This is a genomic window from Aeromonas dhakensis, assembly GCF_000820305.1.
Taxonomy (GTDB): Bacteria; Pseudomonadota; Gammaproteobacteria; order Enterobacterales; family Aeromonadaceae; genus Aeromonas; species Aeromonas dhakensis.
Genome location: NZ_CDBH01000035.1, coordinates 20726 through 43181 on the forward strand (window position 1 = coordinate 20726; position 22456 = coordinate 43181).

At 55.2% G+C, this 22456-nt stretch carries 27 protein-coding genes; 16 read left to right on the forward strand and 11 right to left on the reverse strand.

Annotated features, from left to right (window positions below; all coding sequences use genetic code 11):
* Positions 1-54 precede the first annotated feature (54 nt).
* Both BN1143_RS08780 and BN1143_RS08785 read right to left on the reverse strand, forming a co-directional pair.
* Positions 55-1041 carry a phage integrase gene (locus BN1143_RS08780; protein WP_042050308.1) on the reverse strand — a complete coding sequence of 329 codons (987 nt, stop codon included), beginning with the start codon at positions 1039-1041 and terminating at the stop codon, positions 55-57.
* A gap of 66 nt (positions 1042-1107) precedes the next feature.
* Positions 1108-1407 (reverse strand): helix-turn-helix domain-containing protein, encoded by a 300-nt coding sequence (locus BN1143_RS08785; protein ID WP_029305005.1) that lies wholly within the window; start codon positions 1405-1407, stop codon positions 1108-1110.
* Between the two features lie 117 nt (positions 1408-1524).
* Between BN1143_RS08785 and BN1143_RS08790 the strand changes: the two genes are divergently transcribed.
* The 12 genes from BN1143_RS08790 to BN1143_RS22360 all read left to right on the forward strand — a co-directional run bounded on the left by BN1143_RS08790 (position 1525) and on the right by BN1143_RS22360 (position 11225).
* The gene (locus tag BN1143_RS08790; RefSeq protein WP_080722503.1) at positions 1525-1854 is read left to right on the forward strand and encodes a Cox family DNA-binding protein; all 330 of its coding nucleotides are present in this window, start codon (positions 1525-1527) and stop codon (positions 1852-1854) included.
* The gene (locus tag BN1143_RS08795) at positions 1851-2090 is read left to right on the forward strand and encodes a hypothetical protein (protein ID WP_042050309.1); all 240 of its coding nucleotides are present in this window, start codon (positions 1851-1853) and stop codon (positions 2088-2090) included. The genes BN1143_RS08790 and BN1143_RS08795 overlap by 4 nt, the downstream gene beginning before the upstream one ends.
* The gene (locus BN1143_RS08800) at positions 2090-2302 is read left to right on the forward strand and encodes a hypothetical protein (RefSeq protein ID WP_042050310.1); all 213 of its coding nucleotides are present in this window, start codon (positions 2090-2092) and stop codon (positions 2300-2302) included. The genes BN1143_RS08795 and BN1143_RS08800 overlap by 1 nt, the downstream gene beginning before the upstream one ends.
* Positions 2284-2613 (forward strand): ogr/Delta-like zinc finger family protein, encoded by a 330-nt coding sequence (locus BN1143_RS08805; RefSeq protein WP_082038491.1) that lies wholly within the window; start codon positions 2284-2286, stop codon positions 2611-2613. Before BN1143_RS08800 ends, BN1143_RS08805 begins: the two co-directional genes overlap by 19 nt.
* Positions 2610-3170, forward strand: a complete 561-nt coding sequence (locus tag BN1143_RS08810) for a GPO family capsid scaffolding protein (protein WP_052444029.1) — start codon at positions 2610-2612, stop codon at positions 3168-3170. The genes BN1143_RS08805 and BN1143_RS08810 overlap by 4 nt, the downstream gene beginning before the upstream one ends.
* Before the next feature lie 14 nt (positions 3171-3184).
* The gene (locus BN1143_RS08815; protein WP_042050311.1) at positions 3185-4153 is read left to right on the forward strand and encodes a P2 family phage major capsid protein; all 969 of its coding nucleotides are present in this window, start codon (positions 3185-3187) and stop codon (positions 4151-4153) included.
* Positions 4154-4158: 5 nt separating this feature from the next.
* On the forward strand, positions 4159-4884 hold the full coding sequence (locus tag BN1143_RS08820) for a hypothetical protein (RefSeq protein WP_042050312.1): 726 nt from the start codon (positions 4159-4161) through the stop codon (positions 4882-4884).
* Positions 4885-5109: 225 nt separating this feature from the next.
* On the forward strand, positions 5110-5373 hold the full coding sequence (locus BN1143_RS08825; RefSeq protein WP_042050313.1) for a hypothetical protein: 264 nt from the start codon (positions 5110-5112) through the stop codon (positions 5371-5373).
* Positions 5374-5618: 245 nt separating this feature from the next.
* Positions 5619-7688: a replication endonuclease gene (locus BN1143_RS08830; RefSeq protein WP_197069858.1), complete on the forward strand. Its 2070-nt coding sequence runs from the start codon at positions 5619-5621 to the stop codon at positions 7686-7688.
* A gap of 172 nt (positions 7689-7860) precedes the next feature.
* Positions 7861-8793: a retron St85 family RNA-directed DNA polymerase gene (locus BN1143_RS21870; protein WP_082038493.1), complete on the forward strand. Its 933-nt coding sequence runs from the start codon at positions 7861-7863 to the stop codon at positions 8791-8793.
* Between the two features lie 10 nt (positions 8794-8803).
* Positions 8804-10447: a retron Ec78 anti-phage system effector ATPase PtuA gene (ptuA, locus tag BN1143_RS21875; protein ID WP_082038494.1), complete on the forward strand. Its 1644-nt coding sequence runs from the start codon at positions 8804-8806 to the stop codon at positions 10445-10447.
* Positions 10425-11225, forward strand: a complete 801-nt coding sequence (locus BN1143_RS22360) for an HNH endonuclease family protein (protein ID WP_156141293.1) — start codon at positions 10425-10427, stop codon at positions 11223-11225. Before ptuA ends, BN1143_RS22360 begins: the two co-directional genes overlap by 23 nt.
* Before the next feature lie 701 nt (positions 11226-11926).
* On the opposite strand, the gene BN1143_RS08835 is transcribed toward BN1143_RS22360, so the two are convergent.
* From BN1143_RS08835 to bioH, 6 genes are all read right to left on the reverse strand, one after another.
* Positions 11927-12337: an H-NS family histone-like protein gene (locus tag BN1143_RS08835; RefSeq protein WP_042050314.1), complete on the reverse strand. Its 411-nt coding sequence runs from the start codon at positions 12335-12337 to the stop codon at positions 11927-11929.
* Positions 12338-12752: 415 nt separating this feature from the next.
* Positions 12753-13184: a type II toxin-antitoxin system PemK/MazF family toxin gene (locus tag BN1143_RS22930; protein ID WP_042050315.1), complete on the reverse strand. Its 432-nt coding sequence runs from the start codon at positions 13182-13184 to the stop codon at positions 12753-12755.
* Positions 13185-13448: 264 nt separating this feature from the next.
* Positions 13449-13727 carry a hypothetical protein gene (locus tag BN1143_RS08845; protein ID WP_005307922.1) on the reverse strand — a complete coding sequence of 93 codons (279 nt, stop codon included), beginning with the start codon at positions 13725-13727 and terminating at the stop codon, positions 13449-13451.
* 89 nt (positions 13728-13816) lie between these two features.
* The gene (locus tag BN1143_RS08850; protein ID WP_042050316.1) at positions 13817-14614 is read right to left on the reverse strand and encodes a putative metalloprotease CJM1_0395 family protein; all 798 of its coding nucleotides are present in this window, start codon (positions 14612-14614) and stop codon (positions 13817-13819) included.
* 1 nt (position 14615) lies between these two features.
* Positions 14616-14849: a flagellar basal body rod C-terminal domain-containing protein gene (locus BN1143_RS08855; RefSeq protein ID WP_005307918.1), complete on the reverse strand. Its 234-nt coding sequence runs from the start codon at positions 14847-14849 to the stop codon at positions 14616-14618.
* A 71-nt stretch (positions 14850-14920) separates the two neighbouring features.
* On the reverse strand, positions 14921-15685 hold the full coding sequence (gene bioH, locus BN1143_RS08860) for a pimeloyl-ACP methyl ester esterase BioH (RefSeq protein ID WP_042050317.1): 765 nt from the start codon (positions 15683-15685) through the stop codon (positions 14921-14923).
* Positions 15686-15722: 37 nt separating this feature from the next.
* On the opposite strand from bioH, the gene BN1143_RS08865 reads away from it, so the two are divergent.
* Positions 15723-16460, forward strand: a complete 738-nt coding sequence (locus BN1143_RS08865; protein WP_042050318.1) for a ComF family protein — start codon at positions 15723-15725, stop codon at positions 16458-16460.
* Positions 16461-16540: 80 nt separating this feature from the next.
* Positions 16541-17119 carry a Fe-S biogenesis protein NfuA gene (gene nfuA / locus BN1143_RS08870; RefSeq protein WP_005307891.1) on the forward strand — a complete coding sequence of 193 codons (579 nt, stop codon included), beginning with the start codon at positions 16541-16543 and terminating at the stop codon, positions 17117-17119.
* A gap of 83 nt (positions 17120-17202) precedes the next feature.
* Here the strand turns inward: nfuA and gpsA are convergent, their stop codons facing one another.
* The 3 genes from gpsA to BN1143_RS08885 are packed head-to-tail and all read right to left on the reverse strand — an operon-like array spanning position 17203 to position 19159.
* The gene (gene gpsA, locus BN1143_RS08875; protein ID WP_005307887.1) at positions 17203-18207 is read right to left on the reverse strand and encodes an NAD(P)H-dependent glycerol-3-phosphate dehydrogenase; all 1005 of its coding nucleotides are present in this window, start codon (positions 18205-18207) and stop codon (positions 17203-17205) included.
* Positions 18208-18209: 2 nt separating this feature from the next.
* Complete coding sequence (gene secB / locus BN1143_RS08880; RefSeq protein WP_005307878.1) at positions 18210-18680, reverse strand: protein-export chaperone SecB; 471 nt, start codon at positions 18678-18680, stop codon at positions 18210-18212.
* A gap of 47 nt (positions 18681-18727) precedes the next feature.
* On the reverse strand, positions 18728-19159 hold the full coding sequence (locus BN1143_RS08885) for a rhodanese-like domain-containing protein (RefSeq protein ID WP_005307875.1): 432 nt from the start codon (positions 19157-19159) through the stop codon (positions 18728-18730).
* Positions 19160-19484: 325 nt separating this feature from the next.
* On the opposite strand from BN1143_RS08885, the gene gpmM reads away from it, so the two are divergent.
* Both gpmM and BN1143_RS08895 read left to right on the forward strand, forming a co-directional pair.
* A complete protein-coding gene (gpmM, locus tag BN1143_RS08890) occupies positions 19485-21014 on the forward strand; it encodes a 2,3-bisphosphoglycerate-independent phosphoglycerate mutase (protein WP_025202381.1) in 1530 nt (509 codons plus the stop codon).
* A gap of 9 nt (positions 21015-21023) precedes the next feature.
* The gene (locus BN1143_RS08895; protein WP_042050319.1) at positions 21024-22364 is read left to right on the forward strand and encodes a peptidoglycan DD-metalloendopeptidase family protein; all 1341 of its coding nucleotides are present in this window, start codon (positions 21024-21026) and stop codon (positions 22362-22364) included.
* Positions 22365-22456: the final 92 nt, after the last annotated feature.

Here is a 22456-nt window from a genome sequence, read left to right on the forward strand (position 1 = left end):
CATTATGCCCCTATCTCACAAGGCAAAATGACCCTAAATGTGGACACCTGGTGGTCACCCAATGCCAACACCTCCCCGTAACGGGTTGAAGGTGATAGCGTCCTGCAGATAGTCCGGCGCAAAGTGCGCATAGGTCATTGTCTGCTGGATGTTCGCATGGCCCAGTATCCGCTGTAGCGTGATGATGTTCCCGCCATTGGCCATGAAATGGGTTGCGAAGGTGTGCCGCAATACATGGGACGCCTGACCCTGTGGTAAGTCTGGCTTCACCTCTTTCAGTACCTGCCTCACCTTCAAGTAATCCACCTTCGGGAATAACCGCCCCGACCTCCCATCAGCCAGCTGTGCTGACACGTCAGCCGAGATTGGCACGACTCGCGTCTTTCCATTCTTGGTGGCCACAAACATCACCCGCTGATTGATGACATGTTCGGCCCTAAGTGCGACCGCTTCTCCCCACCTAGCCCCTGTGCTCAAACACAGCACCGCCAGATTGCGGTTATCACCCTCTAACCGGCTGAGTAGCCCAGTGATCTCGTTCTGGGATAAATAACTCATTGCGGTGGGGGCCTCTCTGAGTTTCTTCATTTCCCTCAATGGGTGGGGGGCATGGTACATCCCGGCATCAATGAGGAAAGTGAACATCCCGCCCAAAGTGATAAGACGCCGGTTCACGGTCGAAGCCTTGATACCCTGGCTGAGCAATCGAGACCGAAACACCGCAATCGCCCGGTCATCAATTTGAAAAGCGCAAGGGTTACCCATTAGCCGTTCAACTAACTCTAGGGTTTGACGTGCCGTCGTCCCCCACTTCATGTTCTGCCCGTGATAAAGCCACCAGGTCTGGATTAACTCGGACAACGGTCGAGCATCCTTCGGTTTCTCTATCCACGCTTTGTCATGCTGGTTTGCCAGAACATACCGCTCAAAAGCAGTTGCTTCATGCTTCTTGGCAAACTTCCGCCGGATACGCTTTCCGTAGCGCCCAGTCGGTCTAATGTCCACTTCATAACGACCATCATCGAGCTTCTTAATCGACATAGCGAAGCCCTCCGATGTAACTCAATCCTGATGATTCTATGGCGTCGAGAAACGCCTCATGCAGGGTTAACCAATTTTCTGGTCGGAGAGGGATGAGTCCCCTTCCTCTTGCCCAAAGTGTGCGAGAACCGGCGCTATTTGCCCGGCTTCAGGTGCGACCTTATCTGTCATAAACCAAAGCGTGTATTTCGTGAACTGAGGGATATTCAAAATCCTCATAGACACATCAGTCGGTGGCGTTGACCGCCCTGTTTCGTAGTAATTAAGAGTCCCAACAGGAACCCCTGTCGCTTCTGAAAACTGCTTCCTCGTCATGTATTCGGACTTTCTGATCAAGACAAGTTTCTCACTTATGCTCGTTGACATAGTGATTAGATCTCCATAGCATTATATCTGGATGTAGATAACAGACTATCTAGTGGTAGTTAAATTATCCACTATGGCGCACTAAGCCCCACTGGGGCCAACGAGAGAGAATATCAGATGACAACAGCAACCCAAAGCCAACCGCCGACCGAGACAGACCCACGTGTCTCGCTGGTGCTCGAACCCATGATTAACGCCTCTGACGCCGTGCCCGTTGAGGTGTTCGCCAAGATGATTGGCAAGACCAAGGGCGCAGTCCGGGGAATGATTGAAAAGGGCAAGGTGCCCGTGGTGCCGATGCGCAACCCCCTCAACCCAACCGCCCCCGCCGAATACTGGATCTACCTTCCGGCCTGGAACGAGGGAATGAAACTGGCCTTCGAGAGCCGCCCCCGCGAAATCCGCGACGGCTGGCTGTCCTGGCTGGGGCTGGGGTGTCCGGTATGAGCCAGACATGGACTGAACAAGACGCCTTGAACATGGCGGGGGCGCAGTTGCTGCGCGAGACCGTGCAGCAGGTGAAGGGCCGCCAGCAACGGGCGGCTCAAGATAAAGGCGCTCGCAGCCTGTCGCGCAAGCTGGCCATGCTGCATGCCCTGACTGACGGGCAAAGAAAAACCCCGCTTAACGGTGCTGCAACACCAAGCGGGGTTTCCAAATCAGCTTTAGAGGGCATGATTTGATGAGCATCTTATCTATCCCCTGCGCCTTGCGCAACCTGCGGCTCCAACGCCGCAAGCTGGCGGGGTCTGCCTGCCAACGCTTCATCCACCTGCCGGACTATGTCGCCGCCCTTGAGCGGCCCAACGCTATCGCTTGGGGTGCCCTCTGGCAGCGCTTACCCCATCCCATCAACCCACATCATCAGGGGGCCGTATGCGCGCTCAGCGAGTGATGTGCACCGAGTGCGGCGGCAAGGGCCGTATCCAGAAAACCTATCGCATGAGCGCAGAGGTGGCGAACCTCTATTGCCAGTGCATGGATCCGATGTGTGGGCATACCTGGGTGTCCACCCTGTCCTTTAGCCACACCTTGACCCCTTCCGCCAAACAGTGCGGCGAAATGGTGGCGAGCCTGTCCCGTGGCCTCTCACCAGAAGAACACCGCAAGTTACATGAGTCCGTCATCGAGCGGCAAAAGGTGCTCGATGCCGAAGCCGAAATCGAGCGGCAAAAGCCCGTGGTGACCGTCAGGAGAGCACTATGACTACCCCCGTTAAAACTGGCTGGGTCTGCATCGCGTCGGCGGGGCCGACCGTTGATGGCCAAGAGATAGCGCCCGAGTGGTTGCACCAGATGGCCGAGAGCTATGACCCCGATTTCTATACCGCTTGCCTGTGGCCAGAGCATGGCCGTAGCCGCCCGGTCGGGCATGTGGAGGCGCTCAAGGTGGATACCCAGCAAGGCACCCTCAAGTTGTTTGCCGTGCTCTGCCCCACGCTGGAACTGATAGAACTCAACGCCAACGGGCGTCTGCAATTTTGCTCTATCGAGCCCAAGCCGGACTTTGCTGGTACGGGCAAATGGTATCTGGGGGCGCTGGGCGTCACGGATGAACCCGCCAGCACGGGCGTTACCCGCCTCAAGTTCAGCCAAGCTCGACCGCTTATCGGCCAGTCTCACCGCTGGACGGCGCCAAGCCAGCTTACCCCCCAACAATTTAGCACCCTGCAAGACCACGCGATGCGCTTGGCCCGCGACCTTGACCGCATGCAACAAACCCTCGACCGCGTCACCACCGGCGCCCCCTCCCGAGCATGTTAAGGAGCCGTCCCCCCATGCTGATTTCTGACCTGCTGCGCGATATGCGCATGAGCTTTGTTCCCGTCCCCCAAGCCTGTTTTGGCACCCTGGACCCCAGCACCAGCAGCGCCCTGAGCGCCGCCATTGTGCAAGCGACTCCCTTTCTTAGCCTGCTGACCGTCTTGGGTGTCGACGACCCCAATGCCCCCCTGTTTGACCCCATCAAGGCCAAGCTGCGTACCGGGCGCAAAGCGCAAGGGCGTTTCCTTGTCCCGGCCACTCCGACCAAGCAGCGCCATGATTATCAAGACTTCGACAGCAGCGTTATTTGGACATGGCAGGAGTTAGCGCAACTGCTGGCAGGGATGGACCAGCAGCAAACCAACAAGCTACTGGAGGGGTTAGCCCTTGCGGCCTTTGGGGATGACATCTTGCGGGTGGGCTTTCGCGGGCAACGTGCCGCCACCAATACCGACCCGCTCGCCCACCCCAACGGCGAAGATGTAGCGCCGGGCTGGCCAGCACTGGCCAAAGCGGCTGACCCAGAGGGGAAACGGGTACTCAACCGGGCGGTGGTGTTCGATACCACTGGTGGCGGCGATTATGCCGACCTCGATACGATGGTGTATGAGTTGGTTGCGCTGCTGCCAGAGGCCTACCGCAACGACCCCCGTTTGCGCGTGCTGGTCGGTTGTGACCTGCTGCGCGCCCACAAGCAAGCCTATCTGAAACCCGGCGCCGTGCGCGATAAGCAGCAGCGCATGAAGATTGCCGACCTGCCCACCCTGACCAGCCAGCACATGCCGGGCACCTATCTTGCGCTCACCTTCACGGAAAACTTGCAGGTGCTCACCGTCAACCATTCCCACCGCCTGAGCATCAGCGACCTCAGCGACGACGCCGCATGGGGAGTGCGCTACAACCGGGCGCAAGCTTATGGCTTGGGCGAGCCGACCGCCTATGCCGCCTTTGATGCCATCACCCTGGCCACTACCGAGGAGTAATCAAGATGTCGCAATCCACCTTGCAAGTTGTGACCACTACCGCCGCCCCGATGGCATCTATTCCCACCAAAGCCAGCCGACTGGATGACCACATCGCCCAGTTTGTGAATGAGCGCGCCAAGCTGATGGCGCTCGATGATGAAGTCATGACCCTGCGTGAGCAGCGCAAGCACCTGCAAGAACGTATTCCACCCGCCAAGGCTCGCCTGGAAGAGCTGCGCCAAGGGCGGATTAATCAGCTGATGGGCGGGGCCACTTCGTTGGACTCGGCGCGAGAGTATCGCGAACTCAGTGAACTGCTTAGCGATGCCAAAGAAGCGCTGGCCCTGTCTGAGCGCCAAGAGCGGCGGCTGGCGCTGCCGTTCTATCAGGCGCAGCTGGCGGTGAACAACGCGCAGAGCATCGTGGCCGGGTGCTATGAAAGCTTCCTTGACCACAAGGTGGCCCCCCTGACCTTGAAACCCCTTGCGCAGCAGTTGGCAGCGCTGGCCGCCCTGACCCGCGCCAAGGCCTGCATCATGGGGCAGAAAGGGGCGCTGAGCTGGGCGCAAAACGAATTGGCCCGCGCCCTCAAAGAGGCCATGAACGGTGAGGCCGCCCCACTGGATGGCGACCACCCCGACGCTCGCGATGCACTGAGCCCCCTCACCCGCCCACGGGCAAGCGACTTGCTCGCGCTGTGTGACAGTCCAGGCAAGCGCTACATCTTGCGCCAAGAGCAAAGCGAGTAACGGAAAGAGGGGTGCCGATAACGGCTCCCCTCAGTGCCCACACGCTTATCACAACAGAGCGAGCGGGCGCAGAGTAGCAAAGCCGACCGTGCCGGACAAATGGCCGGACGGGAGAGGCAAATAAGGGAAAGGAGAGAGAAGTAGAGGCAGAACGCCAGAAATGAAGAAGGGAACCCTGACCGGTTCCCCTCAGTGTCCATCCATCTCGCACGATAGAGAAGACCCATGAACAGTATCAAATTCAATGCCGCCCAGCAAGCGGAGGGACTCGTTTTGTCCGCATTCTGGGGTGAGTCCCTGCGCCAAGACCATCAACGCCTCTATACCCTGCAATCACGCCTTGCCGTGCTGCGTATCCGGCGACGCGTCAGGGGCCTACGTGACAGAGGCCAAGTGCAGGTGCTGCTGCGCCAGTGCAGGCAGGCCCGCACCACCTTGCGCCATGCACATGCTCGCCTGATGCGGATATGCATCGTGGTTTCGCAATGAACGCCCTTAAGCGTTTGCAGTCTCGCTTGGTCGGCTTTCGTATCCTGCGCAGAACCAGAGGCGTGCATATTAAGGCCGAGTGCCGGGCCATCTTGCGCCGGTGCCGGGCGGTTCGCGCGACCTTGCTCCACGCGCCAGCCCCCCAGCCAGGTGATGACGCACACCACGCCTTAACGCGTGCCAGCACCAAAGGCCATCCCCGCCGTCAACCCAACGCCGCCACATTGCGGGCACGGGTGACCAAGATGACCCACATCCTGCGCTTGCACCGCCTGCCGTTCTACCCGCTCGACGAAGCCAGCAAGCCCCTTCACCAGCGCAGCCACAACACCCCAGCCAGTGAGGAGGTCATTCGCTCCTACTTCATCGGCCCCCCAAGCGCCTATGACCTTGATTGGGCGCTAGACCTGCTGATGTTCTCCGTCAAGCGCGGTAAGGGTGGGTCAGTACAACTCCCCGACGAGCTTATCGGCGAGCTGTTCACCGGCTACTGTGTGCGCCGAGTGCCGGCCATCTTAAAAGGGTGTGCCTGCAAGGATGCCAATATGTGGTTATCCGACCGGGTCAAAGTGTTCCGGCAGGTGCAAGCCGACCTCCCCGAGCCGTTGGAGCTCTTGCAGCACAAAGAGCACCGCGAACAGCTGGCCATGAACTACGTGGAGCGCGTCCAGCGCCTGCTGGATGCCGCCACGAATGGCCATGCCAGCACCGTTCCCGCCACCTACCTCTGGCGCGTCTGTGGCCAACCGCTCAAGCCTTGGGGCTTCCTGCCCACCCTGCCCCGCTTCAAAGGCACCGAGGCCCGCGATACCTTCATTGCTGCCCACCTTATCCGCTGGCTTGACCCGCAATGGTGGGTGCGCAAACTACGCAAGCTTTGGGAGCAATACCGGGAACACTGCGCCATCTTGCTTGGCAAGGTGCGGCGCGGTGTCTCGCCCTATGTGTCCAGCTACGCCTTGCGGGCCTTCAATGAGCGCCAGCTCGCCGCCGAACAGTGGTTAAAGAGCATGGAGGCCTACAACGAAGAGCACGACATCGCTATCTCGCTGGCCGATGCGGTGGCCAGCTCGATGGCCAACCCGTCAAACCGCCGTGATGAACTGGTGGTGAGGGCGCGGGGCTTCTCCGATGCGGCGGACGAAATGGGCTATGTGGGTCTGTTCTTCACCTGGACAGCCCCGAGCCAATATCACCCATGGAAGACAACCCCCCAGGGATATGGCCAACCCGTCCGCACCACCGAAAATCCCAAATATCAGGGTCACACGCCCCGCGACACCAACACCTATCTAGGCACCCTCTGGAAGCGCTGCCGCGCCGCCCTCGCCCGCCGTGGTATCGAGTATTTCGGCTTTCGGGTAGTCGAGCCCCACCACGACGGCACCCCTCACTGGCATCTGCTGCTGTTCGTCAATCCGGCCCAGCAGCATGAGCTGATAAGCACCATGCAACGCTACGCCCTGAGCCATGACCTAGGCGACCTGGAGCGCAAGCGCCATCCGGTGAGCAAGCGGCCCTATAGCGACATCACCCCTCGCTTTGACTGGAAGGTGATGGATCCAGCCAAAGGCGGGGCCGTGGGCTACATCGTCAAATACATCGCCAAGAACATAGACGGTCACCAAATTGGGGACGAAGGCGACCTAGAGGCAGAAACCGCCGCCAGTGAAGGCGCGCGGCGCGTCAGGGCGTGGGCCTCCCTTTGGGGGCTACGGCAGTTTCAACAGCTGGGCGGGCCGTCTGTGAGCGTATGGCGGGAGCTGCGGCGACTACCTGGGCGAGTGCAAGAGAAGGAAGGCCGCACGGTGGCCCCGCTTGAGAGCGAGATCATGGAGGAGTGTCGCCGTTATGCGGACGCGGCGAACTGGAAGGAGTTTACCTATTCCATGGGCGGCCCTGTGTGCCCACGGGATGCGCGACCGGTGCGGCTGCACCACCTGATTGACCTTGCCAAGAATAAGTACGGTGAAGACGTAACCCGGCTCGTGGGTGTGGCCGCTGGCCATGCCGTTAAGCGAACCCGTCTTGATGGCTGGGTGCTACGTCGCAAGGTGGCCGACACGCCAGCAGAGAGCACAGAGGAAGTGTTGAGCGAGCAAAGCGAGGCCGGGTTTGGCGAGCGCAGCGAGGTGCCCTTAAGCGGCGTCAGCTGCGCTCCTTGGAGCTCTGGCAATAACTGTACGATCCATAAGAATAATCCGCCCCCCCAAGATCGCACCAGGCCCGTTATCACGACGCTGTTGAAAAAGTTGAAGGTTACTAGGAGTTACAATAAACTCAAGATGCTCTTTAGTGTTGGACACATTGTCTAGTCGGGTGATTAGCCAGACTCTAATTTATTGAGCAGATTAGGTTGCGAAAGACTCGCATTCCTATTTCCGCTTCGCTGCACTAGGAATGCGAGTCTTTCGCTTCCTTTAGTAAAGAGCCTAAACAGGCCCTAAGAGCATTGCTCCTAGGGCCTTAATTTTAAGGAGGATAGGTGTGGATTTAATAGATGCTTTGAGTTCTAGTCTCAAAATAAACAAGTCTACACTACAGGATTTTTGTACGTTAGCGCCTAATAAATATCGTATTTATAGTATTCCAAAGCGCAACTCAGGCTATAGAATCATAGCGCACCCATCCAAAGAGCTTAAAAAATACCAGCGCACCCTTAACGATTTAATTAAGAACATCCTTCCTGTTCATAGTAGCGCCTTTGCATACCGAAATGGCCTTGACATAAAAAAGAACGCCCTTCGTCACGCGAAAAACCCATATTTATTAAAAATGGACTTCCATGATTTTTTTAACAGAATAACTCCTGATGTTTTTTGGAAACAAGTTGGAAATAAGTTTTTATCTCTAACGAGAAAGGACGCCGATATTTTTGAAAAGTTAATCTTCTGGAATAGAAGCAAAAAAAATGATGGCAAGTTAATTCTTAGTGTGGGGGCACCGACATCACCACTGATATCAAACTCCGTGATGTATAACTTTGACTGTTCTATATCTGAGTGGTGTGTTAAAAACGACATAACATATACCAGATATGCAGATGACATTACATTTTCCACCAGGAAGAAGAATATTTTGTTTACTGTTCCTGAAAAGATTAAAAATGAGATAATCATGCATTTCGGTAATGCCATGTTAATAAATGATGGGAAAACTATATTCTCATCGAAAGCACATAATAGGCATATAACTGGTATAACAATCACTAATGAAGGCATACCCTCCCTAGGGAGGGAGAAAAAAAGATACATTTATCACTTATTGCATCAGTATTCGCTAAATCTCTTGGAGCATGATGATATTTTACATCTAAAGGGACAATTCTCTTTTAGTTGCTACATTGATAAGTCTCTGATGCACAGAGCAGAAAAAAAATATTCAAGCGAACTCGTGCAAAAGCTTATTCATTACGTATAGGTGAGAATCTGTGAAAAAAGAAACAAGCGCCTCTAGAGCACTAAGAAGCAAAGCTATTAAAGGTAACGTGGCATCAACTTTTCAATTAGTAAAGCGCTATGAAGATGAAAGTGACAATGAATCTGCCAATAAATTAAAGCATGAATATCATGAACTTTTAAAAAAGCACAGTAAAACTGCAAAACTGCATTTTGATAAATTAATAATAAGTGGTTTCAAAGGCTTTTCAACTCTAGAAATTAGGCTATCAAAAAGCAACCTATCTGTGTTTGTAGGAAATAATGGGTCAGGGAAATCCACTGTCCTTGAAGCTATATCAAAATCACTTAGTTGGCTGATTAAAAATATAATTTCAGATAATACCAGGGGTAGTTCAATTGAATTGAACGAAATTAATACGAGCGAGAGTGTCACTCATAGCTCACTCACATCAACGCTGTCTCTAAATAAAGAGAGTATTTTTAACATCCAGCTAATAACGTCAAAAAAAGCGGCATCTAATAAACTTTCAGGCAACTATATGTCAGTTAAAAGTTTGAGTTCTATATATAGATATCTCAATGAGATAGATAGCGAATTCAATATGCCTTTAATTGCGTATTACCCCGTTGAACGCTCTATAGAATTGTCTAAAGCGGATGTTGAAAAAAACTTTATAAATATAACAAAAAAGCCCTCGTGGGAAAAAATTGATGGTTATGAACATTCATTGACAGCCAAAAATAGTTTCGATTTATTCATGGTATGGTTCAAACACTTTGATGATATCTCTAATGAAATGGGTCAGAACCCACAGTTACTAGAGGCAGAGATTACTTCACTAAAAAATGAATTAAACGGCCCATTAGTTAAACTATTAAGAGAAAAAGCGGAGACAGATGACTCAGTTAAATTTATGCTAGAAAGCTACATAAATGAAAGAGAAGAGAAAATAAAATCAAAGTTGACAAAAAAAGACTCTGATTTATCCAGGGTGCTTGAGTTTGTTACTCACGCGATCTATGCCTTTATGCCTAGCTTTAGCAATTTAAGAGTAACTAGATGGCCTGACCTTGATATGTTGATTGATAAAGAGGGGGTCAGTTTAAGCATTTCACAATTGTCTCAAGGTGAGAAAAGCTTATTAGCTCTCGTGGGAGATATAGCAAGGCGACTTGTTATTTTGAATCCATCTCTCCAAAACCCATTAGATGGCAATGGAATTGTCCTCATTGATGAAATTGATCTTCATTTACACCCAAAATGGCAGCAGGCCGTAATATCAAATCTACAAAAAACATTTAAAAACATTCAGTTTATAATCACAACTCATAGTCCAATTGTTGTTTCCACTGTCCACCATAATGATCTCTTTATTCTTGATGATGGTGAAATAATAGCACCTCCGGTTGGTAGTAAAGGGGCCGAAAGTTCAAGAGTATTAAAACGTATTTTTCAGGTTGATAACCGTCCCAAAAACGATGAAATTACAGTTCTTCTTAGAAAATATGAAAAGCTTGTATACAACGATAAATGGATGACACCTGATGCCACAAAGTTAAGAAAAGACCTTGATGTATCATATGGTAAAGAGGATCCAGCTCTTGATGCTGTAGATCTATACATTGAAACAAGAACATGGGAGATGCAGCTTGAAAAAGACAATAAAAAGTAATGAACCTGTATTTTTCAATACTTATCGTCTAGCTAACCCACAGTCAAAATGGGATGAGTTCAGAAACAATGATGGAGGACAGGTGTTCTCTCAAACACGCATGCAGATTTTCAATGACCAGGGTCTAGCATGTGCTTATTGCGAAGAGTCACTTAAAACCCTTATTGATAGTGGTTACACTCACAAAATAAAAGTTGAACATTATCATTCTAAATCTGATGAAAGTGATGTAACTAAAAACTGGAATTTAGATTGGAACAACTTACTTGGTGTTTGCTCTGGTTCTCCAGACCATACAGAGGGGTTAACTAAAAAGCAGCGATTAGAAAATTTAAGCTGTGATACTCACAAGGCTCACTTAGAACAGAAAAAGAAATTGCCGTTAATCTGTGAGGGATGGTATTTAAACCCCTTGGAGCTAACGTCAACCTTGTTGATAAAATTTGATAAAGCGACTGGAGAACTAATTCCGAACACTCCATTTTGTGAAACATACACCCCTATAAAAAATAATTACGATTCAGTGGCACGTTTAATTGAGGAAACTATAATTGCTTTCAACCTTAATTGCGATCGATTGGTACAGAAAAGGAAATCTGTTTTTTTTCATTATATGCAACTTCTTAAAAAGGCTAAAGACGATAATGATGAAGAATTCCATGAAAATATATTAAAGCATTGGTTGTCCCCCCCTTGGCCATCATTCTTTACCACCCGGAGAACTCTTCTTGGGGATATGGCAGAAAAGTATTTAGAACAATTTGAATATAACGGGTGATGAGAATCATATATAACTTATATACGCCTGGTAAGTGCTGTGAGTCTAGAGTGAGGCGATCGAGCGGACTAAACGCTTGCACAGCACGACAAGACTCACAGAAATACTTAAGGCTGCTTGAAGATTTAGAATAGCGATAACACTACCATCAAGAGCCTCCTGTAAGGTTGTTCAACAGTCTTCTGAATGGGGCGACTAACATTTCATGTCCATTGGTGAGAATGCTCCTATCCGCCGACAAAAGGAACCACGGACAAAGTTACGTCACGGAATCCGCACTCCTCCCCCCCCACCTCCGCACTAAAAATCTTGCGTTTTGTGAAATTTGTTTATGATGACAATCCCTCATCCAGGGCGCGTCATTACTGGGGTCTTGGGGGAAAAACAGAATTTCACAAACCTTCATTTTGTGATCGTTTTTAGCTCAAAAATTCACAACGCACCTGATGATGAAAATCATATGCCATTGAAAATAAATGATTAATTCGATTTTCCGTGTAATTTTATCAGCAAGCCGGCAACCTTGTATGACCTCTTCGCTTTAAATAAAAACCAATAATAATCAATATGTTAGGATGATTTTTGCACGGCCTGAAAATTTCGCGAGTGAAACTTTATATCGCCAGTTGATAGCCTGTCAGTTAGGTGTGTGGGAGACATAAAAAAGCCGCCCGTAGGCGGCATTTGACAAGACCATGATGTTAAATCAGGAAGTCATCAAGGCTCTTGCCTTGTTCGATGAGTTCGGCGATTGCCTTCGGCATACGGCCCTGGCCAGTCCAGGTTTTTTCCTGACCATCTTCTTGATACTTGTATTTAGCTGGGCGCGGGGCTCGCTTAGTCTTATTGCTGGCATTGGTTGAAACGGTAGAGGCAGCGCTGCCCACCAGGTCGCGGGGATCTACGCCAGCTTGTTTCAGCATCTCAGAGAACTCAGCCAGTTTACGCTGATGCTCTGCTTGCTCTGCACGTTCTTTTTCGGCGGATTCAAAGCGCTCTGTATAAACCTGCTCAAACTTTTCTTTAGCTTCTTCCAACTGTTCAAATGACAGTTCACGCAGAGCTACACGAAGACTACGGATATTCAGAAGTGTTTTAAGAAATTCGGTCATGGAGTCCCCATAAATGACTGATAAAGGCTGTAAGTAATTTCAGAATAAAGATATCACAAGGAACTGGAAAGAAAATATAAATGTCACTCGGATAATTGGTAGAAATAATAGTTAACAGCCCTGGGGAATGAGCAAGATAATGTTTGCTCATCTTGCCCATTCCACTGGGTGGCAAGCGTAGCGCGGCAGCATTACAGGTAGGGGCTGTATAAAAGTGAGGAAAGTAGAAAAACAAAAGCCCCCATTGAGGGGGCTCACACAGCTTCGGCGGGGCTTGTTATCGCCTTATGCCGAGCTGGCTACAATGGACGCACCTTAGAGTAGTCTCGAGGCCTGTCGTAGTTCATAAGAACTCGCAGGAGACGGGGAGATAATAGTCTCACCATGAGACAATATCAAGAGGGGCGAATGGAGCTTAGTCATCGCCAACTAAGTGCTGGGCCAAGAATCCCATTCCAATCCCATGTAGGACACACTGACGAATCTGATCCATCTGTCCTCGGCCAAGCACATCGGTAAAGTAGAGCCTCTTCCCCTCACCCCCTCGCCCGAGCAAAACTAGATTAAGCCTATGAAAACCAACGGTATAAACCATATCGCCCTTAACCCAACTCTCCTTTCCCATGAAGTGTTTGGTTTTGGGCATAGACTGTTTTGGTAACTTATAGTGATGCGTTTGGGGCTTATCAGGTGGCACTGTGCTACAAGCAACCACCGTCACTAATCCATGTTTCGCATGCAAAACAATGACAGGACGGGATGACTTCGTCATTTCAGGTTCTTTAAACCCAGGCTCAAAATCACATAGCAGTAGCTGACCAGCTTTAGGATGCAAGGTTATGGGCACAAGAAATAACTCAGTTAATAGTGGCTAATCAGTTGATAATACAGCGATATTAAAGTAATCGCACGCATGGCATTCACCATATTGAAATACACAATATGCAAGACCCGCCACATATGAAAAGCCCCGGCAATGCGGGGCTTTGATTTTTCTCTCGATGTGGTCAGCGTGTGGACACTGATAGAAACAATTCCTTTTGTTTCAGTGGCTTATATAACTTTCTCAAAGTCCCGCGAGGGGCTTTTTTGTGCCGGTGGTGCTGCCGCCTCACTCGGCCAGTGCGCTCAGAATAGCGTCAGCCTCCTGATGGGCCGCCAGCACCTCCCGCAGCCGGTTGAATGCCTTGCAGGCCTCTTGTGGATATTTGCCATAAGAGACGACGCCGGTATGACTCCACCCTGCCGCCAGCATCACCTTTTTCTTGAAGTGGGTGCCTTCGGTACCGCCTCCACCGAGCTGCATCAAAAACTGCTCCATCTGGAGGTGCGGCGGAGGGACACGGGAGAAGGTGGCAAAATCTTCCGGTTTGACTTCATCAAAGTGCATGACGACTCCTGTGAGTGTGGATGGGATTACCCCTCAGAGTAGTTGCAAATAGTCGTGTGCGGGGGAAAAACAGGGGGGAATTGCCAGGCTCAGACGCTCAGGTTGAAGCTCTGCGGAGTCGCTGGCTTGACCGCCTGCTGATAGCGCTGGGCAATGACCTGGTTGCGCTGCTCCATGTAGCCATTCAACACCCCGGTCTTGGCACTACCATCGGCCTTCAAGGTGGAGCCTGGATCGGCAGAGATCAGCGCCTTGCGGGCCTGTGCCTCCTTGGCCGCGGCACTCCTTGCCACACTCAGGTCCTGGGAGGAGGGTTGTGCCGGCGCCAGTGCGGCGGCACGTACTTGCTGCATCTTGGCGATGGTGGCCCTGGGGTCGCCGGGAATGACGCTGATGTCGATGGAAACGCCGCCACCGGTGGCATAGCGCTTGCCATCCGGCCCCATGGCAAACTGGTAGGTCGGGCTGCCGGCATACTGACCGCCAGTGCTCTGATGCGCCTGCTCGTGGGTTCGCACCTCCTGATCCCTGTCTGCCAGCTCCTTGACCTGCAGCTCCTGTTTCTGCTGCTGTTCTTGTTGTTTGGGATCCTGCTGCTTGTTGCGCTGGCCGTCTTCACCGGTGGCCTCGACGAAACGGTTGTCGACGGTAGCCTGCGGGTTGCCGGTCTGGGAGCCCTCCCGTGCCTGCTGGGAGGTCTGATTGGCGTTGGCCTGAGTGGATCTGGATTTGTCTTTCTGGGAGCCGACCTCGGGCTCGGCATTGAAGGCCTCGGTCTGGCGGCTCTGGGGGATGAGGGCTGCGCGGCGATTGTCAGTGCGTGCCGATTCCGTCTGCGGTTGCAGCTGGTTGGGAATGATGGTCGGCAGACTGACATTGATGTTCATGTCACACCCGGATGTCGATCAGGGTTCCCATCATGTCGCTGGCGGTCTGGATCACCTTGGCGGAGGCACCGGCCTGCACCTCGGCACTCTTGAGGTTCACCAGTTCCTCGGGCAACTGCACCTTGTCACCGCTCGGGGTGTTGAGCCTGGCGATCTGATTGGATGCCTTGTCGGCGATCTGCTCCGCACGCTGGAACCCCTGTACACCGCTGTTCAATGCAGAATCTATACGCATGACAATTCTCCTCTGACACTGGATTAATTATCCGTCACCCCAGAGGATTAATGAAGCAAACTGGCTATTTTTCAACCTACAAAATGTTCAATGATTTCAATGAACTGCTGTGGATGAGAAATAAAGGGCGCGTGTGAGGCCTTTTCCAGCACCACACTGCGGCTGGCCGGGTAGCGCTCGTCCAGCAGAGGAATGGAGGCTTTGGGCACCAGCGAATCCAGCCGACCGTATACCCGCAGCCAGGGCAGGTTCAACTGCGCCAGCTCATCGCGCAGATCGACATCGGCCAGCAAACCGAGCCCCGCCTCCAGCGCGGCCAGCTGTGGGGCGGGCCGCTCCGCCAGCCAGTGGCGCAGCTGACGGATGTCATCTCTGGCGTGTTCGCTACCCATGGCCTGGATCGCCAGGAAACGTTCGATGGTCTGCTTGAAGTCCCCCGCCAACATCTGGTTGAACCCGGTCAGCACCTTGGGGGCGATCCCCGGCCACTCGCCCTGGGCCATGAAACAGGGTGAGCTGGCCACAGTGATGAGAGAGTGCAGTCGCTCGGGATGGTTCAAGGCCAATTGGCTTGCCACCAGACCACCGAGGGACCAACCCAACAAATGGCACTGCTCCGGCAGGATGGCAGCAACCTGTTCCGCCAGCCAGGGCAGACTGTACTCGGCCTCACCCGCCAGCGGGCTGTTGCCAAAGCCGGGCAGATCCACCAGATGGACGCGATAGCGAGCCGCCAGGGCCGGCACAATGCCGTGCCAGACCGCGCCATTCATCCCCCATCCGTGCAACAGCACCAGATCGGGCCCCTGACCAAACCGCTCTACCGATACGCTCATCTAGACTCAAGATCCTGTTCACTCTGTTGGGGTCAGCATGTTAAAGCTGCTGCTCGCCAAAGCAAGTCCGATCCTCGGCAGTCATGCCGACTGGCAGGGCAGTTGCCTGCTCTGCCAGCAACCTTGCGATGTTGATCCCCTATTGTGCAGCTGGTGTCGACAGGCCCTGTTGCAGGCTGACCACACCTGCCGCTTGTGTGCTGCCCCCTTGCCGGCACTGGATGAAGCGCGTGAGCCAATCTGCGGTCGCTGCCAGCGCAGGCCGCCGCCCTGGGAGCGACTGCAGGTCATAGGTGACTACCGGCCACCCTACCCCATGCTGATCCCACGGCTGAAGTATTCCGGCCAGATCCTGCTGGCCCCTCTGCTCGCCAGGGTGCTGGCGGATCATCTGGATTGCCGCGAGCCGCCACAGGCCATCATTCCGGTCCCCCTGCACTGGTGGCGCCAGTGGTGGCGTGGCTTCAACCAAGCAGAAGAGATAGCCCGCGCCCTCGGCGAGCTGACCGGCATCCCCTGCGATAATCGGCTGCTGCGCCGGGTCAGGGCAACGCCGCAGCAGACCAAGTTGAGTGCGGGCCAACGGCGGCGCAATCTGCGCGGCGCCTTCCAGATCCGCCCCCATGATTATCAGCACGTGGCGCTGCTCGATGATGTGGTCACCACGGGCGCCACCGCCGGCCACCTCACCCGCCTACTGCATGAGAGCGGAGTCACAAAGGTGGAAGTGTGGGCCATCTGTCGTACCCTCAAGCACCTCAAGCACCTCAAGTAGCCAACGGCACGCTACCCAAGCCTTGCCAACAGAGTTATCATGAATACCCTAGTCGTACACTCAGGTTTATGAGGATAGTGATGATCAGCATTTCCGACACCGCCCAGGCCCATTTCCGTAAATTGCTGGAAAAACAGCCTGATGGCACCAATATCCGGGTGTTTGTGGTCAATCCGGGAACCCAGAATGCCGAGTGCGGCGTATCATATTGCCCACCCGACGCGGTCGATCCGGAAGATCAACACCTGCCCTTCAGCGGCTTCGACTGCATGGTCGATCCCTTGAGCGCCCCCTTCCTGGTGGATGCCACCATCGACTTCGTCACCGATCAGATGGGCTCCCAGCTCACCCTGAAAGCCCCGAACGCCAAGATGCGCAAAGTGGCCGACGACGCCCCGCTGATCGACCGTATCGAGTACGTGTTGATGTCCGAGGTGAACCCCATGCTGGCCGGTCACGGCGGCAAGGTCACCCTGGTCGAACTGACCGAGGACAAGCTGGCCATCCTGCAGTTCGGCGGTGGTTGCAACGGTTGCTCCATGGTCGATTACACCCTGAAAGAGGGGATCGAGAAGCAGCTGCTGGAGAAGTTCCCGGGCGAGCTCAACGGCGTCAAGGATGCCACCGAGCACCAGCGCGGCGATCACTCCTACTACTGATTTGCTGTCCTTGTGGTAAAGACATGCTGCAAAGAAAAGGCCCCGCCAGCTGGCGGGGCCTTTTGCATTCTGCGGCAGGCAGATTATTCGTCCTTCTTGTCTCGCGACAGCAGGGCGATGGCCGCCTCTTTCGGATTCTTGCCTTCGTACAGCACCTTGAAGATCTGCTCGCAGATGGGCATTTCGACGCCACATCGGGCCGCCAGCAGATGCACCTCCTTGGTATTGCGATAGCCTTCCACCACCTGACCGATCTCGGTCATGGCGGTGTCGACATCCTTGCCAGCCCCGAGGGCCAGCCCGAAGCGACGGTTGCGCGACTGGTTGTCGGTACAGGTCAGCACCAGATCCCCGAGCCCCGCCATCCCCATGAAAGTCTTGGCGTCGGCCCCGAGCGCGGCGCCGAGACGCTGCATCTCTACCAGGCCGCGGGTGATGAGCGCGGTTCTGGCGTTGGCACCAAAGCCCAGCCCGTCGGAGAGACCGGCGCCGATGGCGATGACGTTCTTGACCGCCCCGCCCAGTTGCAGACCGATGAAGTCCGGATTGGTATAGACCCGGAACGAACGGCCACAGTGCAGCAGCAGGGAGAGATCGTCGGCGAAGTCGTCGTGGGTCGAGGCCACCGAGATGGCGGTCGGCAAACCGGCGGCCAGCTCCTTGGCGAAAGTCGGGCCGGAGATCACCGCCAGCGGCATCTCGTCACCCAGCACCTCGCGGGCCACGTCCTGCAGCAGGCGGCCGCTGTCCGGCTCCAGCCCCTTGGTGGCCCAGGCGATACGGGTATCGGGGCGCAGGAAGGGCTTGACCCGGGCCAGCACCTGACCGAACACATGGCTTGGCACGACCAGCAGCAGTACGGGGGCAGCTTGCACCGCCTGTTGCAGATCCGCGGTCAGCTGCAGATCGGCGGGAAAGGGGACATCCGGCAAGAATGCCTTGTTGCAGCGGTCCTGTTCCAGCTCGGCGACATGAGCGGGATCGTGACCCCACAGCAGGGTCGGATGACCGTTGCGCGCCAGAGAAATGGCAAGGGCGGAGCCATAAGACCCCGCCCCCAAGACCGAGATAGCGATCTGGTCGGCCATTATCAGGCTTCCGCAGTCGCCTGCTGGGCCTGAGCCTGTGCCATGTGCTGGGCAAACAGGGCATCGAAGTTGACCGGTGCCAGGTTCAGCTGCGGGAAGGAACCCTTGCTCACCAGATTGGCCACCGCTTCACGGGCATACGGGAACAGGATGTTCGGGCAGAAGGCAGCCAGGCAGTGGGCCAGTTGCGGCTCCGGCAGGTTGCCGATGGTGAAGATACCGGCCTGCTGTACTTCGCACAGGAAGGCAGTCTCGGTTTCCAGCTTGCAGGTGACGGTCAGGGTCAGTACCACTTCATAGACGCTATCGGCCAGGATGTTGGTCTTGGTGTCCATGTCCAGCTTGACGTCCGGCTGCCACTCTTTCTGGAAGATGTGCGGGGTGTTCGGCGCTTCGAAGGAGACGTCCTTGGTGTAGACGCGCTGGATGTGGAATTCCGGTTGTACTTCCTGGTTGTTGATCTCTTCAGCCATTTTGTTTGATTCCTTTTTATGAAAATAGGTGGGCGCAGGCCCTTAAATCAGCGTTTTTTGGTCACCGGCAGATTTTCTGCACGCCACTGGGCCATGCCACCGCTGAGCACATACACCTGCTTGAAGCCGGCTTTGCTCAGTTGGCGACCCGCGCCACCAGCGGTCATCCCCGACTCGCACACCACTATGATGGGGGCATCTTTATGCTTTTCAACCGGGCCCAGGTTATTGCTCTGGATCTGGCTGAGCGGCAGGTGCTGGGCACCGGCCAGATGGCCCTTGGCAAACTCTTCCTGACTGCGAATATCCACCACGGTGGCGTTTTCACGGTTGATCAGCAGGGTGGCGGTGTGGTTGTTCACCGACTTGACCGGAGAAAAACGGGCACGCACCGTGGTGTAAACCAGAGTGCCCGCCAGGCCGAACCAGGCTGCGGTCAGCAGCGGGTTGCGGGCCGCAAAATCCAAATACTCTTGCATCTTCTACTATCCAGGGACCAAGACAAGTGCCCGAGTATACATGGGGACCCAGCCAAGATCAGCCATCTTGGCGGCAAAGCGGGAGCCGGCTCCCATCGGCTGGATACGGGATGCGACAGCAACATAAAAAGCGGTATCGGGCAGGCCTGACCGAGGATTCGTCGTGCAATGCGACAAGCCGGCGACAAAGGAGAAACAGGTCGGCAACAGCGTGCAGCCCCCACCGGACGGGGCTTGGCTATCAGGTGACTATTTCGGCAGATGTAGTAATATTACGCTAGTTTCACTTCCCGCAATTCATTCCTATTCGAGAGGACATAGCCTTATGTCAACAGCTAAGAAACCTTTGGTTCTGGTCATCATGGACGGTTGGGGCTACAGCACCAAGCAAGAGCACAACGCCGTCGCTGCCGCCAAGACTCCCAACCTCGACCGTCTCGCCCGTGACTACACCAGCACCCTGATCTCCGGCTCCGGCCTGGACGTGGGTCTGCCGGACGGTCAGATGGGGAACTCCGAAGTGGGCCACGTCAACATTGGCGCCGGTCGCATCGTCTATCAGGAACTGACCCGCATCTCCAAAGACATCCAGGACGGCCCCTTCTTCGAGAACGTGGAGCTGGCCAAGGCTGTTGACACTGCCGTGAGCAAGGGCAAGGCCGTGCACATCATGGGCCTGATGTCCCCGGGTGGCGTACACAGCCACGAAGAGCACATCATGGGCATGATCGAGATGGCCGCCAAGCGTGGCGCCGAGCAGATCTACTTCCACGCCTTCCTGGATGGCCGCGACGTACCGCCGCGCTCCGCCCAGTCCTCCATCGAGCTGTTCGACGCCCTGTTCGCCCGTCTGGGCAAGGGTCGTTTCGCCTCCATGATCGGCCGTTACTACGCCATGGACCGTGACAACCGCTGGGATCGCGTACAGCAAGCCTATGACCTGATGACTCAAGGCAAGGGCGAGTTCACCGCCGACAGCGCCAGCGAAGCCCTGGCCGCCGCCTATGCTCGCGACGAGAACGACGAGTTCGTCAAGGCGACCCGTATCGGCGAAGCCGCCCCCATGCAGGATGGCGATGCGCTGATCTTCATGAACTTCCGTGCCGACCGCGCCCGCGAGATCACCCGCGCCTTCGTCGACAGCGACTTCACCGGCTTCGCCCGCACCGCCACCCCGGCGCTGAACTTCGTGATGCTGACCGAGTACGCGGCCGACATCAAAACCGCCTGTGCCTACCCGCCGACCGCCCTGGTCAACACCCTGGGTGAGTGGCTGGCCAAGCAGGGCAAAACCCAGCTGCGCATCTCCGAGACCGAGAAGTACGCTCATGTCACCTTCTTCTTCAACGGCGGCGAAGAGGCCTGCTTCACTGGCGAAGATCGCGAGATCGTTGCCAGCCCGAAAGTGGCCACCTACGACCTGCAGCCGGAAATGAGCTCCGAAGAGCTGACCGACAAGCTGGTCGGTGCCATCAAGAGCGGCAAATACGACGTCATCATCTGCAACTACCCGAATGGCGACATGGTTGGCCACACCGGCGTATTCGATGCGGCCGTCAAAGCCTGTGAAGCGGTTGACCACTGCATCGGTCGCGTCACCGAGGCCCTGGCTGAAGTGGGTGGCGAGTGCCTGATCACCGCCGACCACGGCAACGCCGAGAAGATGATGGACGAAGAGACTGGTCAGGCCCATACCGCCCACACCAATCTGCCGGTTCCGCTCATCTACTTCGGTCGCAAGGCCGAGGTGCTGGAAGGCGGCAAACTGTCCGATCTGGCCCCCACCATGCTGACTCTGATGGGTCTGCCGGTGCCGCCGGAAATGACTGGCAAGCCCCTGATGATTCTGAAATAATCCTTCCCCATGCGGGGATGCGAAGTGATTTCAACCAAAACCAGTCGCGTCGGCCTGTTGGCCGGCGCGCTGTTTTTTTGTCTGTCGTTCGGGCCGGGCAAGGCCTGGGCTGCCAACCAGCAGCTGGGCGCCATGCAGTCCCAGATCAAGGAACAGCAGCAGACCATCAAGCTCAGCAAACAGGAGCTGGCCAAGCTCAACACCCAGCTCAAGGCCGATGAGCAGGCCATCTCGGCCGCCGCCGCCAAGCTCGATCAGACCAGACAGCAGCTCAGAGAGAACCAGCAGAAGCTGGTGGGGCTGCAACAAGACAAGCTGGATCTGGAGCAGCAGGCCAGCCACCAGAAGCAGTTGCTGGCCAAACAGGCGGAGAGCGCCTTTACCGCCGGCAACCACGATTACCTCAAACTGCTGCTCAACCAGCAGGATCCGGCCAAACTGAGCCGTTCCCTCGACTACTACGACTACCTCAACAAGGCACGCATCGAGGCCATCGAAGCCCTGCGGGCCACCCGCACCAAGCTGGCCAAAAACCAGCAGGCCACCAAAGAGACCGAAAGCCGGCTGCAATCCCTGCTCACCGAACAGCAGCAACACCATCAAAGTCTGCTGGCCAGCCAGCAGAGCCGTGCCAAGGTGCGCAACCAGCTGCAGCAGTCGGTACAGGATGACGAACAGAAGCTGACCAAGCTGGTCAAGGCGGAGAAAGCGCTGAAGGCCCGGCTGGAAGAGTTGCGCCGCCAGCGGGAAGAGCAGGAGCGCCGCGAGCGGGAGCGCCTTGCCAAGCTGAAGGTAGAACAGGAGCGGCAACGCAAGCTGGCCGAACAGCGCCGCGCCGAACAGGAGCGCCTCGCCGCCCAGCAAAGCAAGGCGGCCCAGCAGCAGACCGCCAGCCGGGAGAGCACCACCAGCAAGCCTGAGCGGGGCTCAGGCATCAGCAGCGCCGGTTACTACAGCGGCCTCAAGACCAATGGCAGCCTGCGCTGGCCGGTGCAGGGGCCGATCCTCATCGCCTACGGCTCGCCACGCACCGCCGAGCTGAAGTGGAAGGGCACCCTGATCGGCGCCAGCGAAGGGACCCAGGTCAAGGCGGTGGCACCGGGCCAGGTGGTCTATGCCGACTGGCTGGACGGCTTCGGCATGCTGCTGGTGATCGATCACGGCCGCGGCTACATGAGCCTCTACGGTCACAACCAGTCGCTGCTGCGCCAGGTGGGCCAAAACGTGGAACAGGGTGAACCGGTGGCGCTGGTCGGCGACAGTGGCGGCCAGGACAGACCCGGCCTCTACTTCGAAATTCGCTACCAGGGCGAGGCCATCAACCCGACCAAGTGGCTGGCCAAGCGCTGACGCCAACTTGCCTCCTCCCCCGACAGCCTGCCTTGCGCAGGCTGTCATCCCTCCGGCAGCGCGCGGCGACGCGCTACCTTTGGTGAAAAATT

Coding starts and splice junctions, on each gene's coding strand:
- BN1143_RS08780 (WP_042050308.1), bottom strand. CDS start 1,041: ATGTCGATTAAGAAGCTCGATGATGGTCGTTATGAAGTGGACATTAGA.
- BN1143_RS08785 (WP_029305005.1), bottom strand. CDS start 1,407: ATGTCAACGAGCATAAGTGAGAAACTTGTCTTGATCAGAAAGTCCGAA.
- BN1143_RS08790 (WP_080722503.1), top strand. CDS start 1,525: ATGACAACAGCAACCCAAAGCCAACCGCCGACCGAGACAGACCCACGT.
- BN1143_RS08795 (WP_042050309.1), top strand. CDS start 1,851: ATGAGCCAGACATGGACTGAACAAGACGCCTTGAACATGGCGGGGGCG.
- BN1143_RS08800 (WP_042050310.1), top strand. CDS start 2,090: ATGAGCATCTTATCTATCCCCTGCGCCTTGCGCAACCTGCGGCTCCAA.
- BN1143_RS08805 (WP_082038491.1), top strand. CDS start 2,284: ATGCGCGCTCAGCGAGTGATGTGCACCGAGTGCGGCGGCAAGGGCCGT.
- BN1143_RS08810 (WP_052444029.1), top strand. CDS start 2,610: ATGACTACCCCCGTTAAAACTGGCTGGGTCTGCATCGCGTCGGCGGGG.
- BN1143_RS08815 (WP_042050311.1), top strand. CDS start 3,185: ATGCTGATTTCTGACCTGCTGCGCGATATGCGCATGAGCTTTGTTCCC.
- BN1143_RS08820 (WP_042050312.1), top strand. CDS start 4,159: ATGTCGCAATCCACCTTGCAAGTTGTGACCACTACCGCCGCCCCGATG.
- BN1143_RS08825 (WP_042050313.1), top strand. CDS start 5,110: ATGAACAGTATCAAATTCAATGCCGCCCAGCAAGCGGAGGGACTCGTT.
- BN1143_RS08830 (WP_197069858.1), top strand. CDS start 5,619: ATGACCCACATCCTGCGCTTGCACCGCCTGCCGTTCTACCCGCTCGAC.
- BN1143_RS08835 (WP_042050314.1), bottom strand. CDS start 12,337: ATGACCGAATTTCTTAAAACACTTCTGAATATCCGTAGTCTTCGTGTA.
- BN1143_RS08845 (WP_005307922.1), bottom strand. CDS start 13,727: ATGCACTTTGATGAAGTCAAACCGGAAGATTTTGCCACCTTCTCCCGT.
- BN1143_RS08850 (WP_042050316.1), bottom strand. CDS start 14,614: ATGAACATCAATGTCAGTCTGCCGACCATCATTCCCAACCAGCTGCAA.
- BN1143_RS08855 (WP_005307918.1), bottom strand. CDS start 14,849: ATGCGTATAGATTCTGCATTGAACAGCGGTGTACAGGGGTTCCAGCGT.
- bioH (WP_042050317.1), bottom strand. CDS start 15,685: ATGAGCGTATCGGTAGAGCGGTTTGGTCAGGGGCCCGATCTGGTGCTG.
- BN1143_RS08865 (WP_042050318.1), top strand. CDS start 15,723: ATGTTAAAGCTGCTGCTCGCCAAAGCAAGTCCGATCCTCGGCAGTCAT.
- nfuA (WP_005307891.1), top strand. CDS start 16,541: ATGATCAGCATTTCCGACACCGCCCAGGCCCATTTCCGTAAATTGCTG.
- gpsA (WP_005307887.1), bottom strand. CDS start 18,207: ATGGCCGACCAGATCGCTATCTCGGTCTTGGGGGCGGGGTCTTATGGC.
- secB (WP_005307878.1), bottom strand. CDS start 18,680: ATGGCTGAAGAGATCAACAACCAGGAAGTACAACCGGAATTCCACATC.
- BN1143_RS08885 (WP_005307875.1), bottom strand. CDS start 19,159: ATGCAAGAGTATTTGGATTTTGCGGCCCGCAACCCGCTGCTGACCGCA.
- gpmM (WP_025202381.1), top strand. CDS start 19,485: ATGTCAACAGCTAAGAAACCTTTGGTTCTGGTCATCATGGACGGTTGG.
- BN1143_RS08895 (WP_042050319.1), top strand. CDS start 21,024: ATGCGGGGATGCGAAGTGATTTCAACCAAAACCAGTCGCGTCGGCCTG.